The sequence below is a fragment of the Caulobacter sp. GSs2 genome (assembly GCF_058680895.1).
In genome coordinates this window covers 3,239,755-3,256,276 of record NZ_CM178725.1, presented here as the reverse complement: position 1 = coordinate 3,256,276, position 16,522 = coordinate 3,239,755, and the positions used below count along the sequence as shown (strand labels likewise).

16 protein-coding genes and 2 pseudogenes are annotated in these 16,522 nt (G+C 68.7%); 10 read left to right on the top strand and 8 right to left on the bottom strand.

Going from position 1 to position 16,522, the window contains the following annotated elements; all coding sequences use genetic code 11:
• Window positions 1-8: 8 nt before the first annotated feature.
• Window positions 9-719 (bottom strand): histidine utilization transcriptional repressor HutC, encoded by a 711-nt coding sequence (gene hutC, locus ACW17Z_RS15820; RefSeq protein ID WP_492056687.1) that lies wholly within the window; start codon window positions 717-719, stop codon window positions 9-11.
• Window positions 716-2,113 carry a formimidoylglutamate deiminase gene (locus ACW17Z_RS15815; RefSeq protein WP_492056686.1) on the bottom strand — a complete coding sequence of 466 codons (1,398 nt, stop codon included), beginning with the start codon at window positions 2,111-2,113 and terminating at the stop codon, window positions 716-718. The genes hutC and ACW17Z_RS15815 overlap by 4 nt, the downstream gene beginning before the upstream one ends.
• 72 nt (window positions 2,114-2,185) lie before the next feature.
• Between ACW17Z_RS15815 and hutI the strand changes: the two genes are divergently transcribed.
• The 4 genes from hutI to hutU all read left to right on the top strand — a co-directional run bounded on the left by hutI (window position 2,186) and on the right by hutU (window position 7,560).
• Window positions 2,186-3,391 carry an imidazolonepropionase gene (hutI, locus tag ACW17Z_RS15810; protein WP_492056685.1) on the top strand — a complete coding sequence of 402 codons (1,206 nt, stop codon included), beginning with the start codon at window positions 2,186-2,188 and terminating at the stop codon, window positions 3,389-3,391.
• A 2-nt stretch (window positions 3,392-3,393) separates the two neighbouring features.
• The gene (hutH, locus tag ACW17Z_RS15805; RefSeq protein WP_492058545.1) at window positions 3,394-4,926 is read left to right on the top strand and encodes a histidine ammonia-lyase; all 1,533 of its coding nucleotides are present in this window, start codon (window positions 3,394-3,396) and stop codon (window positions 4,924-4,926) included.
• 154 nt (window positions 4,927-5,080) lie between these two features.
• Complete coding sequence (gene hutG, locus ACW17Z_RS15800) at window positions 5,081-5,908, top strand: N-formylglutamate deformylase (protein ID WP_492056684.1); 828 nt, start codon at window positions 5,081-5,083, stop codon at window positions 5,906-5,908.
• Window positions 5,905-7,560 (top strand): urocanate hydratase, encoded by a 1,656-nt coding sequence (gene hutU, locus ACW17Z_RS15795; RefSeq protein WP_492056683.1) that lies wholly within the window; start codon window positions 5,905-5,907, stop codon window positions 7,558-7,560. Before hutG ends, hutU begins: the two co-directional genes overlap by 4 nt.
• 146 nt (window positions 7,561-7,706) lie before the next feature.
• On the opposite strand, the gene ACW17Z_RS15790 is transcribed toward hutU, so the two are convergent.
• Both ACW17Z_RS15790 and ACW17Z_RS15785 read right to left on the bottom strand, forming a co-directional pair.
• The gene (locus tag ACW17Z_RS15790) at window positions 7,707-9,257 is read right to left on the bottom strand and encodes a glycine betaine ABC transporter substrate-binding protein (protein WP_492056682.1); all 1,551 of its coding nucleotides are present in this window, start codon (window positions 9,255-9,257) and stop codon (window positions 7,707-7,709) included.
• Window positions 9,250-10,047 (bottom strand): ATP-binding cassette domain-containing protein, encoded by a 798-nt coding sequence (locus ACW17Z_RS15785; protein WP_492056681.1) that lies wholly within the window; start codon window positions 10,045-10,047, stop codon window positions 9,250-9,252. The genes ACW17Z_RS15790 and ACW17Z_RS15785 overlap by 8 nt, the downstream gene beginning before the upstream one ends.
• A 146-nt stretch (window positions 10,048-10,193) precedes the next feature.
• Between ACW17Z_RS15785 and ACW17Z_RS15780 the strand changes: the two genes are divergently transcribed.
• The 3 genes and pseudogenes from ACW17Z_RS15780 (at window position 10,194) to ACW17Z_RS15770 (ending at window position 13,145) form a co-directional block, all read left to right on the top strand.
• The gene (locus ACW17Z_RS15780; RefSeq protein WP_419320406.1) at window positions 10,194-10,376 is read left to right on the top strand and encodes a hypothetical protein; all 183 of its coding nucleotides are present in this window, start codon (window positions 10,194-10,196) and stop codon (window positions 10,374-10,376) included.
• A gap of 286 nt (window positions 10,377-10,662) precedes the next feature.
• Window positions 10,663-10,802 (top strand): annotated as a pseudogene (locus ACW17Z_RS15775) (hypothetical protein); the annotation flags it as partial.
• Window positions 10,803-11,168: 366 nt separating this feature from the next.
• Window positions 11,169-13,145, top strand: coding sequence for an ATP-binding protein (locus ACW17Z_RS15770; RefSeq protein WP_492056680.1), 1,977 nt, complete (start codon window positions 11,169-11,171; stop codon window positions 13,143-13,145).
• A 50-nt stretch (window positions 13,146-13,195) separates the two neighbouring features.
• Here the strand turns inward: ACW17Z_RS15770 and ACW17Z_RS15765 are convergent.
• A pseudogene (locus ACW17Z_RS15765) lies at window positions 13,196-13,317 on the bottom strand (hypothetical protein); the annotation flags it as partial.
• A gap of 156 nt (window positions 13,318-13,473) precedes the next feature.
• Between ACW17Z_RS15765 and ACW17Z_RS15760 the strand changes: the two are divergent.
• On the top strand, window positions 13,474-13,911 hold the full coding sequence (locus tag ACW17Z_RS15760; protein ID WP_492056679.1) for a GNAT family N-acetyltransferase: 438 nt from the start codon (window positions 13,474-13,476) through the stop codon (window positions 13,909-13,911).
• 190 nt (window positions 13,912-14,101) lie between these two features.
• On the opposite strand, the gene fliE is transcribed toward ACW17Z_RS15760, so the two are convergent.
• Genes fliE through flgB form a run of 3 tightly spaced genes read right to left on the bottom strand, consistent with a single transcriptional unit; the run spans window position 14,102 to window position 15,295 of the window.
• Window positions 14,102-14,407, bottom strand: coding sequence for a flagellar hook-basal body complex protein FliE (gene fliE, locus ACW17Z_RS15755; protein ID WP_419320403.1), 306 nt, complete (start codon window positions 14,405-14,407; stop codon window positions 14,102-14,104).
• A 10-nt stretch (window positions 14,408-14,417) separates the two neighbouring features.
• On the bottom strand, window positions 14,418-14,837 hold the full coding sequence (gene flgC / locus ACW17Z_RS15750; protein WP_419320402.1) for a flagellar basal body rod protein FlgC: 420 nt from the start codon (window positions 14,835-14,837) through the stop codon (window positions 14,418-14,420).
• An 11-nt stretch (window positions 14,838-14,848) separates the two neighbouring features.
• A complete protein-coding gene (flgB, locus tag ACW17Z_RS15745) occupies window positions 14,849-15,295 on the bottom strand; it encodes a flagellar basal body rod protein FlgB (protein WP_419320400.1) in 447 nt (148 codons plus the stop codon).
• Between the two features lie 118 nt (window positions 15,296-15,413).
• On the opposite strand from flgB, the gene ACW17Z_RS15740 reads away from it, so the two are divergent.
• Window positions 15,414-15,725: a flagellar biosynthetic protein FliO gene (locus ACW17Z_RS15740; RefSeq protein ID WP_492058544.1), complete on the top strand. Its 312-nt coding sequence runs from the start codon at window positions 15,414-15,416 to the stop codon at window positions 15,723-15,725.
• The gene (gene fliP / locus ACW17Z_RS15735; RefSeq protein WP_419321414.1) at window positions 15,722-16,522 is read left to right on the top strand and encodes a flagellar type III secretion system pore protein FliP; all 801 of its coding nucleotides are present in this window, start codon (window positions 15,722-15,724) and stop codon (window positions 16,520-16,522) included. The genes ACW17Z_RS15740 and fliP overlap by 4 nt, the downstream gene beginning before the upstream one ends.

Sequence of the window (16,522 nt, the reverse complement as noted above, 5' to 3'; positions counted from 1 at the left end):
CGGAGCGCCTAAGTCCCCGGCCCGAACCGCGCCACCAGGTCGTAAGCCTCGCCGGGGAAGACCTGCCGCACACGGGTGACGTGCTCGCCGGCGCGCCAGGTGCGGCGGTCGACGACCAGGCAGGCCGCGCCTTCGTCGAGGTCGAGCAGAGCGGCGACCTCGGCGTCGGCGTTGACCGCGCTGATCCGGCTCTCGGCCTCGGTCCAGGCGACGTGTTCCAGCAGCCAGGCGCCGGGCGGCGTGGCTGACAGGTCGACGGTCGCGGCGCCCGGCGCGGTCTTCAGGCTGATCAGGCGGCGTTCCAGAGCGAAGGGCCGGCCGCCGGCGTCGTGGACGCCTTCCAGCGCCAGCAACTTGCCGCCCGCCGCCAACTCGCGCTCGTCGGCGTTGCCCCGCTCGGCGCCGCGCGTGCGGCTCGACAGCAGGCGGAAGGCATAGGTCTCGCCGCGCGACAGGATGGCCGACTGGATGTCGGGGATGTTGAGCACCGGGGCATGCACCCTGGGCCGGGCCACGAACGAGCCGGCCCGCTTGCGGCGCACGATCAGCCCAGCCTCGACCAGGGCCGCCATCGCCTTGCTGACCGTCATCCGGGCGCAGCCGTACTGGGCCATCAGCTCGGTCTCGAACGGCACGCGGTGGCCCGGCGGCCATTCGCCCGAGCGGATGCGGTCCTCGATATCGCCGCGAATGCGCTGGTGCAGCGGGACCGAGCTCACGCCAGCAGGGCTTTCAGGGTCTGGCGATAGCGCGTGGTCACCGCCTCGCGGGCATGGTGGCGACCGCCCTCGACCACCTGCCGGCCCTGCCGCCAGACGGTGTCGATGGCGCCGTGGCGGCCGGCGAAGACCAGGCTGTCGATCAGGGTGTCGCCCTCGCGCCCGATCAGGGCCGGATGCTCGGCGTCCAGGGTGATGAAGTCGGCCGCCGCGCCGCGCTTCAGCCCGCCTCGCCCCGCGCCCAGGGCCTGGGCGCCGCCCGCGCAGGCGCCGCGCCAAAGCTCGCCGCCGGTCGAACGCCGGGGTCCGCCGGCCAGCACGTTGCGAGCCCGACGGGTCAGGCGCTGGGCGTATTCCAGGGCCCGCACCTCCTCGGCCGCGTCGATCAGGATGTTGGAGTCGGTGCCCAGGCCGAACGCCCCGCCGGCCGCCAGATAGTCGTGGGTCGGGAAGACGCCGTCACCCAGATTGGCCTCGGTGACCGGGCACAGGCCCGCCACCGCGCCGCTCTTGGCCAGGCGCTCGGTCTCCACGGCGTTGATGTGGGTGGCGTGGATCAGGCACCAGCGCTTGTCGACAGGCGTGTGGTTCATCAGCCAGCGGACGGGGCGCTGACCGGTGGCGGCCAGGCAGTCGTCGACCTCCTTGGTCTGCTCGGCCACATGCATGTGGATCGGGCCGTCGCCGGCCAGGGGCAGGATGGCGTCCAGTTCCTCTGCGGTCACCGCACGCAGGCTGTGGGGCGCGATGCCGACCACCGCGTCGGGCGCGTCGGACACGATCTGGCGGCAACGCTCGACCAGCCGCGCGAAGCCGTCGACGTCGTGGATGAAGCGCTTCTGCCCACCCGTGGGCGGCGCGCCGCCGAAGTTGGAATGGGCGTAGAACACCGGCAGCAGGGTCAGGCCGATGCCCGTCTCGTTGGCCGCCGCCGCGATGCGCACGGCCATCTCGGCGGGGTCGTCATAGAAGCCGCCCGCCGGGTCGTGATGCAGATAGTGGAACTCGCCCACGCGGGTGAAGCCACCTTCCAGCATCTCGATCTGGCCCATGGCGGCGATGGTCTGAACCTCGTCCGGACCCAGCCGGCCCAGGAAGCGGTACATCACCTCCCGCCAGGTCCAGAAGTTGTCGCCGGTATCGCCCCGCGCTTCGGCCAGGCCGGCCATGGCCCGCTGGAAGGCGTGGCTGTGAACATTGGCAAGCCCCGGCAGGGCCACGCCCAGGCGGGTGGCGTCGCCGGCGGGGACGTCAGTGTCGATGCGGGCGATGCGACCATCCGACAGGGTCAGCCTGACACTTCGCGCCCAGCCGTCGGCCAGCAGCGCGCTCTCGCACCAGACAACGGTCGCGCCCGTGTCCATGGGGGCTTCGGGAATCTGCGTGTCGGTCACTGGACAGGGCTCCTCGCTTGCTAATATGTCTATACATATTGAACACTGCCGCAAGAGAGGGAGGCGGGCGGAATGCAGTGCGACACACTGTGGACAAACTGCCGGCTCGCCACCCTTGATCCGGCGCGCGAGGGCCTGGGACTCGTCGAGCGCGGCGTGGTGGCGGCCCGTGATGGCCGCATCGTCTATGCCGGCGAGGCTGCCGAGGCCCCTGCCTTCGAAGCCGCTGAAACGATCGACTGCGACGGCCGCTGGATCACCCCCGGCCTGATCGATCCCCACACCCATCTGGTCTTCGCCGGCGACCGCGCCCACGAGTTCGAGCTGCGCCTGGCCGGCGCCTCCTATGAGGAGATCGCCCGGGCCGGCGGCGGCATCGTCTCGACCATGACCGCCACCCGCGCGGCGTCCCAACAGCAACTGGTCGCCGGCGCCCTGCCCCGCCTGGACGCCCTGATCGCCGAGGGCGTGACCACGGTTGAGATCAAGTCCGGCTACGGCCTGTCGCTGGACGACGAGCTGAAGTGCCTGCGCGCCGCCCGCGCCCTGGCCGACTGCCGCTCGATCGATATCCGCACCACCCTGCTGGGCGCCCACGCCCTGCCGCCCGAGTTCAAGGGTGATCCTGACGGCTATATCAACCTGGTCTGCAAGCAGATGATCCCCGCCGTCGCGGACGCAAAGCTGGCCGAGGCGGTCGATGTGTTTTGCGAAGGCATCGGCTTCACCCCGGCCCAGACAAGGCGGGTGTTCGAGGCCGCCCACAAACGGGGCCTGAAGATCAAGATCCACGCCGAGCAGCTGTCCAACCAGAACGGCGCGGCCCTGGCCGCCGAGTTCTGGGCCCTATCGGCCGATCACCTGGAACATCTGGATCAGACCGGGGTCGAGGCCATGGCCGCCGCCGGCACGGTCGCCACCCTGCTGCCCGGGGCCTTCTATTTCACGCGCGAGCACAAGCTGCCGCCGATCGAGGCCCTGCGCGCGGCCGGGGTGCCGATGGCCCTGGCCACCGACTGCAACCCCGGCACCTCGCCGATGACCTCGCCGCTGCTGGTCATGAACATGGCCGCCACCCTGTTTCGCATGACCGTTGAAGAGTGCCTGACCGGCTTCACCCGCGAGGCCGCCCGGGCGCTGGGCCTGCTGGCTGACCGGGGAACGCTGCAGGCCGGCAAGGCCTGCGATCTGGCCATCTGGGACATCGAGCGTCCCGCCGAACTTGTCTATCGCATGGGCTTTAACCCGCTGCATGCCCGCGTCTGGAAGGGTCATTGACCATGGTTGTTCTGCATCCCGGCGAAGTCTTCCTGATGGAGTGGAAGAAGGTCTATCGCGGCGAGGCCGCCCGGCTGCATGACGACGCCTGGCCGGTGATTGAGGCGAGCGCCCGGGCTGTGGAGCGCATCCTGGCTCGGGGCGAGCCGGTCTATGGGATCAATACCGGCTTTGGGAAACTGGCCAGCGTCCGCATCGGCGACGAGGACCTCGAACGGCTGCAGCGCAACATCGTGCTGTCGCATGCGGCCGGCACAGGCGAGCCGTCGCCGGTTGCCGTGATCCGCCTGATGATGGCCCTGAAGCTGGCCAGTCTGGCCCAGGGCGCCTCGGGCGTGCGGGTCGAAACCGTGAAGCTGCTGGAAGCCATGCTGGTCCAGAACCTAACGCCGGCAGTGCCCTGCCAGGGCTCGGTCGGGGCCTCGGGCGATCTGGCCCCGCTGGCCCACATGGCAGCGACCATGATCGGCGTGGGCGAGATCTTCGTCGACGGCGTCCGCGTTCCCGCCGCCCAGGCCCTGGACGACGCCGGCCTGACGCCGCTGGTGCTGGGCCCCAAGGAGGGTCTGGCCCTGCTGAACGGCACCCAGTTCTCCAACGCCAACGCCCTGGCCGCCCTGTTCGAGGCCGAGCTGCTGTTCCAGTCGGCCCTGATCACCGGCGCCCTGTCGACTGAGGCCGCCAAGGGTTCGGACACGCCGTTCGACCCGCGCATCCACCTGCTGCGCCGCCATGTCGGCCAGATCGAAACCGCCGCCGCCCTGCGCAGCCTGATGGCCGGATCAGCCATCCGCGCCTCGCACCTGAAGGAGGACGAGCGGGTCCAGGATCCCTACTGCCTGCGCTGCCAGCCCCAGGTGATGGGCGCGGCGCTGGACGTGCTGAAGCAGGCGGCGACCACCCTGGCCACCGAGGCCAATGGCGTGTCGGACAACCCGCTGATCTTCCCCAGCGACGTGGAGGGCGGCGACGAGGCCCTGTCCGGCGGCAACTTCCACGCCGAGCCGGTAGCCTTCGCGGCCGACATGATCGCCCTGGCGGTCTGCGAGATCGGCTCGATCGCCGAGCGCCGCATCGCCATGCTGGTCGATCCGGCCCTGTCGGGCCTGCCGGCCTTCCTGACGCCCAAGCCGGGCCTCAACTCCGGCTTCATGATCCCGCAGGTCACCGCCGCCGCCCTGGTGTCGGAGAACAAGCAGAAGGCCTATCCGGCCAGCGTCGACTCGATCCCCACCTCGGCCAACCAGGAGGACCACGTCTCGATGGCCGCCCACGGCGCCCGGCGCCTGCTGGCCATGGTCGAGAGCGCCACGGCGGTGATCGGCATCGAGCTGCTGGCGGCGGCCCAGGGCTGTGATTTCCATGCGCCGCTGAAGTCGAGCGAGGTGCTGGAGGCGGTGCGCGGACTGGTTCGCAAGCAGGTGCCGCATCTGGAAGACGACCGGCATTTCCACCCCGACATGGAGGCCGCCAACCGACTGGTCCGCTCCGGCGCGGTGATCGCGGCGGCGAGCGACCTGCCGGGGGTGGTGTGATGTTTTCCCAATTCCCGCTCTCCCCGGCGAAGGCCGGGGCCCAGATTCAGCCAGAGCATTTGGGGATGACGCGCCTTCCGATCCAGCCAGAACAACTCCCGCTCGGGGTTCGATCTGGGCCCCGGCCTTCGCCGGGGAGAGCGGAGTTTTGGGGATGACAGCGCCCTCCTGGATCACCGTCCACCGCGGCGAGGCCCCGCTGGTCGTCAGCCTGCCGCACACCGGAACCGAGATCCCGCCGGAGATCGAGGCCCGCCTCATCTCGCCCTGGCTGGCCCGTAAGGACGCCGACTGGTGGGTGGATCGGCTCTATGATTTCGCGACCGACCTCGGCGCCACCGTGATCCGCACGGCGATCTCGCGCACGGTGATCGACGTCAATCGCGACCCGTCCGGGGCCTCGCTCTATCCGGGCCAGACGACGACCGAGCTCTGCCCGACCACCACCTTCGACGGCGAGCCGCTGTATCGTGACGGCCAGGCGCCGGACGAGACCGAGATCGCCCGTCGTCGCACGGCTTTCTTCGATCCGTATCACGCGGCGCTGACCGATGAGATCGCCCGGCTGCGGCAAAGCCATAAGCGGGTCGTGCTCTACGAGGCCCATTCGATCCGCTCCCTCGTGCCGCGCCTGTTCGACGGTCCGCTGCCGCAGTTCAACCTCGGCACCAACAGCAGCGGCAGCTGCGACGCGGCCCTGACGGCGTCGGTCGAGGCCGCCTGCGACGCCTCGGGTCTGAGCCGCGTCACCAATGGCCGCTTCAAGGGCGGCTGGACCACGCGCCATTACGGTCAGCCGTCCGAGGGCGTCCACGCCATCCAGATGGAGCTGGCCTGCCGGGGCTATATGGACGACCCGGCGCAGGCGCCGACGCCCGAAACCTGGCCCGCTCCCTATCGCCCTGACCAGGCCGCGCCGATGCGCGCGGTGCTGAACGACGTCCTCTCCGCCTGCATCGCCTTTGCGAGACCCCCTGCATGACCCGCATCGACAACAGCCGCGTCATCCGCGCCGCCACCGGAACCGAGCTGACCGCCAAGTCGTGGCTGACCGAAGCGCCCCTGCGCATGCTGATGAACAACCTGCACCCCGACGTCGCCGAGCGGCCCGAGGAGCTGGTGGTCTATGGCGGTATCGGCCGGGCGGCGCGAGATTGGGAGAGCTTCGACAAGATCGTCGAGACCCTGCGGCGGCTGGAGGACGACGAGACCCTGCTGGTCCAGTCGGGCAAGCCGGTCGGGGTGTTCAAGACCCATGCCGACGCCCCCCGGGTGCTGATCGCCAATTCCAACCTCGTCCCCCGCTGGGCGACCTGGGAGCATTTCAACGAGCTCGATCGCAAGGGCCTGGCCATGTACGGCCAGATGACCGCCGGCTCGTGGATCTATATCGGCGCCCAGGGCATCGTGCAGGGCACCTATGAGACCTTTGTCGAGATGGGCCGCCAGCACCATGGCGGCGACCTGTCGGGCAAGTGGCTGCTGACAGCAGGCCTGGGCGGCATGGGCGGGGCCCAGCCCCTGGCGGCGGTGATGGCCGGCGCCTCGTGCCTGGCCATCGAGTGCCAGCCGTCGCGCATCGAGATGCGGCTGCGCACCGGCTATCTGGACAAGTCCACCGACAACCTCGACGAGGCCCTGGCGTGGATCGCCGAGGCCAAGAGCCCGATCTCGGTCGGCCTGCTGGGCAACGCCGCCGAGCTGCTGCCGGCGATGTTCCAGCGCGGCGTCCGCCCCGACCTGCTGACCGACCAGACCAGCGCCCACGATCCGATCAACGGCTACCTGCCGGCCGGGTGGACGCTGGAGCAGTGGGCGGCTGCCAAGGAGCGCGATCCGCAGAGCGTCAACCGCGCCGCCCGCGCCTCGATGGCGGTGCACGTCCAGGCCATGCTCGACTTCCAGGCCGCCGGCGTGCCGACCGTCGACTATGGCAACAACATCCGCCAAATGGCGCTGGAGGAAGGCGTGACCAACGCCTTCGATTTCCCGGGCTTCGTGCCGGCCTATATCCGCCCGCTGTTCTGCCGGGGGATCGGTCCGTTCCGCTGGGCGGCGCTGTCGGGCGATCCCGAAGACATCGCCCGCACCGACGCCAAGGTGAAGGAACTGATCCCCGACAATCCGCATCTGCACAACTGGCTCGACATGGCGGCCGAGCGGATCAAGTTCCAGGGCCTGCCGGCGCGGATCTGCTGGGTGGGCCTGGGCGATCGCCATCGCCTCGGCCTGGCCTTCAATGAGATGGTCGCCAGCGGCGAGTTGAAGGCCCCCGTCGTCATCGGCCGCGATCACCTGGATAGCGGTTCGGTCGCCTCGCCCAATCGCGAGACCGAGGCGATGCGCGATGGTTCGGACGCCGTGTCGGACTGGCCGCTGCTGAACGCCCTGCTCAACACCGCCTCGGGCGCCACCTGGGTGTCGCTGCACCATGGCGGCGGGGTGGGCATGGGCTTCTCGCAGCACGCTGGCATGGTCATCGTGGCCGACGGCACCGAAGCCGCCGCCAGGCGGCTGGCGCGGGTGCTGTGGAACGACCCTGCCAGCGGGGTCATGCGCCATGCCGACGCGGGGTATGAGATCGCCGTCGATTGCGCCCGGGAGAAGGGGCTGGATCTGCCGGGGATTCTTTAAATTCCGATCTCCCCGGCGAAGGCCGGGGCCCAGATGCAGCCTGAGCGTCTGGGGATAGTGCGCCTTCTGCCCTAGCCCAGACACCGACCGCTCCGGGTTCGATCTGGGCCCCGGCTTTCGCCGGGGAGAGCGGCCTTGAGAGAGTCCTATTTGCCCTCCAGCATCTTCGCCGCCTCCGCCGCGCTGAGCTTGTTCGCATCCCGGTCCACCGCGTAGTTCGCCGCCTGCATCCGCTTGACGTCGATGCTCCCCGCCAGCGGCGCCAGGGCCGAGACGAGCCGTCTGTCCCCGGCCCGCTTCGGCGAGATCAGGATCACCGCGTCATAGGGCGGCAACGCCCCCTTGGGGTCGCCGAGCAACACTAGATCGTCAGCCGCGATCCGCCCGTCGCTGGAGAAGGCCGAGATCACGTCGGCCTCGCCCGAGGCCAGGGCGCGGTACATGAAGGTGGGCTGGAACTGGCGTTTGGCCCTGAAGCTCAGGCCATAGGCGGTCTCGACGCTCTTCCATTCGGGACGTGAGAAAAACTCCAGGTCGCCGCCCATGGTCAGGCCCCCGCCCTTGGCCGCGAGGTCGGCCAGGGTCCTGATCCCCAGGCGCTCGGCGGTGTCGCGGCGCATGGCCAGGGCGTAGGCGTTCTCGAAGCCCAGCGGAGCCAGAAGCACGACGCCGTCGCGATCCTTCAGGCCCGTGCGCAGCTGGTCCAGCACCGCCTGCCGGCCGGGATTGTCCTTGCGGCCCAGCACATTGGCCCAGAGGGTGCCGGAATAGTCGACATAGGCGTCGATCTCACCGGCCGCGAGGGCGCGATAGGCCACCGCCGAACCGAGATTGATCTTGCGCTCGACCCGCCCGCCGCCCGCCTCGACCCGCGTCGCCATCAGCTCGGCCAGCACATATTGCTCGGAGAAGTTCTTGGCCCCGATCACGTAGCTGGGCTGACCCCGGCTCAACGCCACGCCGGCCAGGGGGGCGAGCGCTGCGACGAGGCCAAGGGCCAGACCGGCCACGCCGACGATCCAGCGGCCGCGAACCCGCCGTCCGACGCCGCTCTCGATCAGGCCCAGCAGTTGGTCGACGACCATGGCCAGCACGGCGGAGGCCGCGCAGCCGACCAGCACCGCCACCCAGTCCTCGGTCTGCAGCCCCGAGAAGATGTAGTCGCCCAGCGAGGTCTGGCCGACCGGGGTGGAGAGGGTGGCCGCGCCGATGGTCCACACCGCCGCCGTCCGCACCCCGGCCATGATCACCGGCAGGGCCAGGGGCAGCTCCACGCGCCACAGCCGCTGGCGGTCGGTCATGCCGACGCCGCGCGCCGCCTCGACCACGGCCGGGTCGACGCCGGTCAGCCCCGCCGCCGTGTTCCTCAGGATCGGCAGCATCGAATACAGGGTCAGGGCCAGCAGCGACGGCAGGAAGCCCAGGGCCGAAAAGCCATGGCCGGTCAGCTTCACCGACAGGCCCGAAAGCAGCAGCAGCAGCGGGAAGAACAGGGCCAGCAGGGCCAGGCTGGGAATGGTCTGGATCAGACCGGCGCCCGCCAGCGCGATCCAGCGCAGGCGGGGATTGCGGGCGGCCAGCACACCCAGCGGCAGGGCGATCAGCAGGCCCAGGGCCAGCGCCGCCGCCGACAGGGCTACGTGCCAGCCCAGCCGCTCGGGCAGCAGGGCCAGGGCCTGATGCAGGCGATCATCCATGAGCGAGCCTCGCCAGCTTCTCGGCCTGACGGCGCGGGGCGTCGATCAGGGCGGCGACGCGGGGATCGGTGTGACCGCCCGACAGCAGGGCGGCGGGCGTGTCGTCGGCGATGATCTCGCCACCTCGCTCTCCGGCCGCCATGATCACGATGCGATCGGCGGTCAGCAGGGCCTCGCCGACATCGTGAGTGACCATCACCGTGGTCAGGTTCAGCGCGTCATGCAGACGCCGGACATCTTCGGCGAGCGCCACGCGGGTCACCGGATCCAGCGCGCCGAACGGCTCATCCATCAGCAGGATCGACGGCTCGGCGGCCAGGGCCCGGGCCACGCCGACCCGCTGACGCTGTCCGCCCGACAGTTCGGCCGGCAGACGCGCGGCGACCTCACGGGGTAGGGCGATCAGGTCCAGCAGGGTGTCGACCCGGGCGGCGATCGTCTCGGCCGGCCAGTCCAGCAGGCTGGGGGTGATCCCGATGTTCTGGGCCACGGTCATGTGGGGAAACAGGCCCACCTCCTGGAAGACATAGCCGATGCGGCGGCGCAGGGCCGGGCCGGGCTGGCTCGCCACATCCTCGCCGTCGATCAGCACCCGCCCGGTGGTCGGGACGATCAGGGCGTTGATGGTCTTGAGCAGGGTGGTCTTGCCCGCCCCCGATCCGCCGACCAGGGCCACGAACTGGCCGCGGGCGATCGACAGGCTGGCGCCGGTCAGCACCGGCGCGCCGTCATAGGTCTTGCCGATGCCGTCGAGGACGATGGCGCCAGGAAGGGGGTGTGGAGCGGTCATGCAGTCTCCGGGCGCGCGCGCCCTACCCTGGCCCGGATCGCGGCCGACGCAAAGCGCGGGTGCGACAAGGCGGCGCGCGGCGAATGTCGCAGTGGTGCGGAACCGACTCAATCCCGATCCTGTTGATGGTTAATCGGAGATCACAGATGGCCTCGTCCCTGCAGTCCGCCCCCTTCGACGCGCGCCGCGCCAAGCGCCGCGCCAGCCAGTGGCCGCTGGGCCTGTCGGTGCTGGTCATGACCGTGGCCAATGCGGCCCTGTGGTACGCGATCTACGCCCTGACCCACGGCGTCTTCGCCCTGGATCCGAGCTTTTTCACGGGGCTTTGAGCGCCGCTGGCGCACGCAGCTTCACACCCCCGCGCTTTCGCTGCGATGGCGATGGAAAGGGTCGCGGAGCGTCCGGACCACGTCCGGAGGAAAATAGAATAACCGTTTCGACGAAGCCGTCCGCTCCGCGTCATCGTTTTCCATCAGCGTCCCAGCGGGTGGCCCAGTTGGGGCCTTACCGGGACCCGGAAGCTTCGGTTTCCCGAAGTCCCGGAGGTCGGGGGGCGTGGGGCCAATCCTGACCAACACTCGCCTTGATCCCCATCCACGCCGACGGCGGGCGGGTCCTGCAACGCCAGGATCCCCGGACCGGTCGAGTATCCCCCTCGACCCCAGTCCCGCTCGATCACCCCCCGTCGCCGCAATGGTCGCTGGCCTTGCGCCCTTTCCTCGCGACGAGGTGGGACAAGAATACGGGAGGTTTGAGCGCGTCGGACGGGCGCGCTCGTCTTATTTTCGGGGCATTGATTTCGTTGAGGTTCACACCCAACATCACGGGGATTGATCGAGCTCTATCCCCGTACTTGCCCCCTACGGGCTGCTGCGCAGCCGTCTTCCCCCGGAGGGGGAAGATGAAACGCGCGATCTCATCTTCCCCCTGAAAGGGGGAGGACGACCGCGAAGCGGTCAGGAGGGGGCCTGCGGCCTCGGCCGGGGAAATCGCCGATCCCTCCGCTCAGCCCCCCAATCGCGGCCTTGTTTTGGCCCAGCCAGGGTGAGCCTACTGTGGCCCAGGGCTCAACAGTCCGATTCCCGCATCGACCAGATCGATGCGCTGCTGTGGAGGCGCAGGTGGCGTTCTGGAAGCGGCGCAAGTCGATTTCCAATCTCGCGATCGAGCAGGTGGCGGCGTTCTATGCGCAGCTGACCGAGGGCGCGGTGGTCGCCGACGCGAGCGGCCGCATCCTGATGGTCAATGCCGAGGCCGCGCGCATTCACGGCGCGTCCCACCTGAAGATCGGCCCCGAAGACTACGCCAAGGCCTATTCCCTGCGCACCCTGGACGGCGCGCCGCATCCGCCCGCCGACCTGCCGCTGGCCCGCGCCGTGCGCGGCGAGGTGGTCAGCGAGGCGCGCTGGCGCATCGTGCGGCCCGACGGGGTTTCGGTGCTGGCGATCGGCGGCGCCTCGCCTGTCCGCGACGCCGAAGGCGTGCAGATCGGCGCGGTGCTGACGGTTCGCGATGACACCGCCCGCGATGTGGCCGAGCAGGAACTGCGCCGGCTGAACCAGGGTCTGCAGGCCGAGATCAAGGCCCGCACCGCCGAGCTCAGCCGCGCCTGGGAGCTGAGCGCCGACTTCCTGGCCATCTGCGGTCTGGACGGGCTGATGACCGCCTGCAATCCGGTCTGGAGCCGCCGCCTGGGCTTTGACGAGATGACGCTGTTCATCACCCCGTTCTGGGATCTGGCCCCGCCGGAGGACCAGGACCACGCAGCCGCCAACTTCGCGGTGACGCGCGGCCGCAAGACGCCGGTGGACTTCACCAGCCGGGTGGTCGGGCTGGAGGGCGGCGTCTTGACCGTGCAGTGGACCCTGGTGGCCGAGAAGGACCGCATCTACATCTCGGGCCGTGACGCCACCCTGGAGACCAGCACCGCGGCCGAGCTGGAGGAGGCCCATACCGCCCTGCGCCAGGCCCAGAAGATGGAGGCCATCGGCCAGCTGACCGGCGGGGTGGCCCATGACTTCAACAACCTGCTGACCGTGATCCGCTCCAGCGTCGACCTGCTGCGCCGGCCAGACCTCGATGAGCGCCGCCGGCGGCGCTATATCGACGCGATCGGCGAGACGGCCGACCGGGCCGCGCAACTGACCGCCCAGCTGCTGGCCTTCGCCCGGCGCCAGCCCCTGAAGACCGAAGTGTTCGACGCCGTCGACAGCGTCCGGCGGCTGCAGGCCATGCTGCAGACCCTGGTCGGGGCCAATGTCGCGCTGGAGGTCGAGTCCGCGTGCGAGACCTGCGCGGTGGAGGCCGACCGGGGCCAGTTCGAGACGGCCCTGATCAACATGGCGGTCAACGCCCGCGACGCCATGGGCGGGCGCGGCCGGCTGTCGATCCAGGTTTTCACCTCCGACGTCATCCCCGGCGGGCGGGCCGCGTCGGCGGTATCGGGGCGCTTCGTCGTGGTGGCCCTGACCGACACCGGGCCGGGCATCGCCCCCAGCCAGATGGAGCGGATCTTCGAGCCGTTCTACACCACCAAGGCCGTCGGCAAGGGCACGGGCCTGGGGCTGAGCCAGGTCTATGGCTTTGCCAGGCAGTCGGACGGCGACGTGCGCGTGGGCAGCCTGCCGGGCCAGGGCGCGACCTTCTCGCTCTACCTGCCGGCCACGGCCAAGCGTCTGGCCGAGAAAGCCGCCCCCTTCGCGTTCACCGAGGCCGTGGCGCCGCAACGCCATCGCGTGCTGATGGTCGAGGACAATGTCGAGGTCGGGGCCTTTGGCCACCAACTGCTGACCGACCTTGGCTATACGGTCACCCTGGCCCGCAGCGCCGTCCAGGCCCAGGCGCTGCTGGAGGTCGATCCCGACGCGTTCGATGTGGTGTTCACCGACGTGGTCATGCCCGGCGAGATCAACGGCCTGCAACTGGCCAAGCGGCTGCGCGAGACCCGTCCCGACCTGCCGGTGATCCTGACCAGCGGCTACAGCGACGCCCTGGCCAACAGCGAGGGCCAGGGGTTCGACCTGCTGCAGAAGCCCTACTCGATGGAGGCCCTGTCGCGGATCATCCAGCAGGGTGGGCGGGCGGCTGTGGTGGAGTGAGGATTGGGGGGGAGCGGGCGTTCGGTGCTCCGCGCTTCCCTCTGAACCACCGTCATTCCCGCCCTCGTGGCGGGAACCCCTGGTTCAGCTGACACGTGAAGCGCCAGCGAAGTGCGCACGCACTTCGCCCCTCCGGCACTTGCGGCGGCACGAGGGGTTCCCGCCACAAGGGCATGTGTAATCCGAAACCGACAAGTGCTGGCCGTGGAGATTTGAAGGTCGCTTGTCGGCAGGACGCCGAGCGGGGACCCACGCCCCCATAGCGAACATTCATTTGCTCTGCCATGTTCAGAATATGGCTTCGTCAACATTGAGCATCAGGCCCGCATTGCGTGAAGACATCGCAACGCTTCTGGATTTGTATCAACATCTTGCACCGGGCGATGAGAGGCCTAGCCTCGACCACGCTGCCGAGGTCCTCGAACGCTTCATGTCCTACTATGGAAGCGCGATCTTTCTTGGCGAGGCGGATGGACGGCTAGTTTCGTCTTGTACCCTTGTCGTCATTCCAAATCTTACGCGCGCGGCCCGCCCCTATGGCCTGGTGGAAAATGTTGTCACCCATAGCAACTATAGGCGCCAGGGTTTTGGAAAGCAGATGTTGGACGCAGCTTCAGACGCGGCCTGGGTGGCTGGCTGCTACAAGGTCATGCTGATGACTGGGTCAAAGAAGCCAGAAACGCTGGCCTTCTATCTCCAGGCAGGCTTCGAACAGTCAAAGACCGGCTTTCAAAAACGGCGGATTTCTATCCGCTCCGAAAACTGAGCACCGGCCGTTTTTCCGACGCTGCCGTAGCCGCAATGTCCACTATTCACCCCGAACAACGGGCGATCACCATGTCCGCTTCCGGGCGCGGCGGCCGACCTTTGCCAGTGTCGGTGCATCCCCTCATTTCGGGGCGGGAATGACGGGAGATATAGGTAGAGTCAGAAAACGAAAAAGCGGACGCCAGCCGCTAGATCGGCATCCGCATGATCTCTTGATACGCCGAGATCACCTGATCGCGCACGGCCATCACCGTCTCAAGGCTGGCTTCCGCCGACGAGATCGCGGTGACCACGTCGATCAGCTCAGCCTTGCCGGCCACCTGCTGGGCGACCTTGATTTCGGCGGCCTTGGAGGTCTGGGTGACGTCGTTCATGGCCGACTTCAGGAGGTCCCCGAAGTCCATGCCCTTGGCGGCGGGGGCGCCGCCGATCGAGCCGACAGACATGGCGCCTTGCGAAGCATAGGCCTTGGCGGCGGCGAGCGCGGTGATCATCGGTCAGCCCCTATTTGCGCAGCATGTCGAGGGTGCGCGACTGCATGGCGCGCGCCGTCTCGATGACGTTGAGATTGGCTTCGTAGGCGCGCTGCGCCTCTTTCATGTCGAGCGCCTCGACCAGCGAATTGACGTTGGGCAACTTGACATAGCCCTTGTCGTCGGCGGCCGGATTGCCCGGATCATACTCGGTCTTGAAGTCGCTCTGGTCGGCTTCGACGCGCAGCATCTGAACGCCCTCGGCGCCCTCGATCTTGGTCGGCTTGAACACCGGCACCTGGCGGCGGTAGGGGTCGCCGCCGGGGGTGCGGGCGGTGGAATTGGCGTTGGCGATGTTCTCGGCGATGACCCGCATGCGGCCTTGCTGGGCGCGCAGGGCCGAGCTGGCCACAGCCATGGTCGACAGCGAGTTGGACTTGATCTCAGGCATCTAATCCTCCTTCACCCGTTAACCTTGCGGGAGGCCATCCGCAGCATGGTCATGGACTTCTGGTAGAAGCCGACGGCGGCGTCATAGTTCATGCGCGCATCGGACATCTTGAGCATCTGGTCCTCAAGCGTCACGGCGTTGCCGTCGAGCGTGGTTTCCGAATCAGCGCCGGCCGTGGCGCGCCAGGCGCTGGGCGCTTTGGACGGCGCCATGTGCGAGGCCGAGGTGGCCATCATCGAGACGCCGCTGGTCGGGGCGACCCGGCCGCCGCGATAGGGCGCCTGGCCCGAGCCCTGATTCATCAGCGAGGCCTGGAAGCTGTAGGGCTTCAGGTCGCGCGGCTGATAGCCCGGTGTGCTGGCGTTGGCCACGTTCTGGGCGATGACCTTCTGCCGCTCGGACAGATAGCCCAGCCGGCTCTTGAGCATGCCAAAAAGGGGAATGTCGTCGGGACCCATGGCGATCATGGTGAAGAAACAGGGTTAATCGGCCATTAAGGAGCCTCAGGCACACCAGTCTCAGCGGGGTGTTTCGCCTGCGCCATCTTGTCTCGCAGAGTTGGTCGATCCGGGCGTCATGAACATTCTGGAATTCATCCGCGCCATCGCCGCCCTGGCCGTCACCCTGGGCCTGATCGGCCTGGCCGCCTATGCCCTGCGCCGCTTTGGGCCCGACGCCCTGACGCGCATGGTTCACGCTCGGCAGGTGCGCAGGCTGCGGGTGGTCGAGAGCCTGGCCCTGGACCCCACACGACGCCTGGTGATCTTCAGCCTGGACGGCGAGGAGCGCCTGATGCTGCTGGGCGAGGGCAAGTTGCTGGACTGGGGCCCCAAACCCGCCGCCGCCTCTCCCTCCCCCGCTGTTCCCGCCCCGGAGCCCGTGGTCTGATGCGCAGCCTGATCAAATCCATCACCGGCGCCAATTCGCAGGACCTGCGCCGCGCCGCCATCATCTCGGTGCTGGTCGCCTTCGGCACGGCCGTGCTGCCCGCCGCCGCCTTCGCCTCGTCGGCGATCAATGTGAACCTGGGCACCGGCGCGGGACTGTCCGAGCGCGTCGTCCAGATGGTGGGCCTGCTGACGGTGCTGTCACTGGCCCCGTCGATCGTGATCATGACCACCTCGTTCGTGCGCATCGTCGTGGTGCTGGGCCTGTTGCGCACCGCCATCGGCGTGCAGCAGAGCCCGCCCAATCCGGTGATCATCAGCCTGGCCCTGTTCCTGACCGCAATCGTCATGGGCCCGACCTTCGAGCGGTCCTACGATCTGGGCATCAAGCCGCTGCTGGACAAGCAGATGGAGCTGCCCGAGGCGTTCGAGGCGGCCGGCGGGCCGGTCAAGGAGTTCATGCTCAAGCAGGTGGATCGCGAGGACCTGGCCCTGTTCGTGCGCCTGTCGAAGATCCCCACGCCCAAGACCGCCGCCGACACCCCGCTGAACGTGGTGACGCCGGCCTTCATGATTTCCGAACTGAAGCGCGCCTTCACGATCGGCTTTCTGCTGTTCATCCCGTTCCTGGTCATCGACCTGGTCGTCGCCAGCGTGCTGATGAGCATGGGCATGATGATGCTGCCACCGGCCACAATCAGTCTGCCGTTCAAGCTGATCTTCTTCGTCCTGGTGGACGGCTGGCGACTCGTTGCAGGCAGTCTTGTTGAGAGTTTCCAGCGCGGCGCTGGGGGTTAA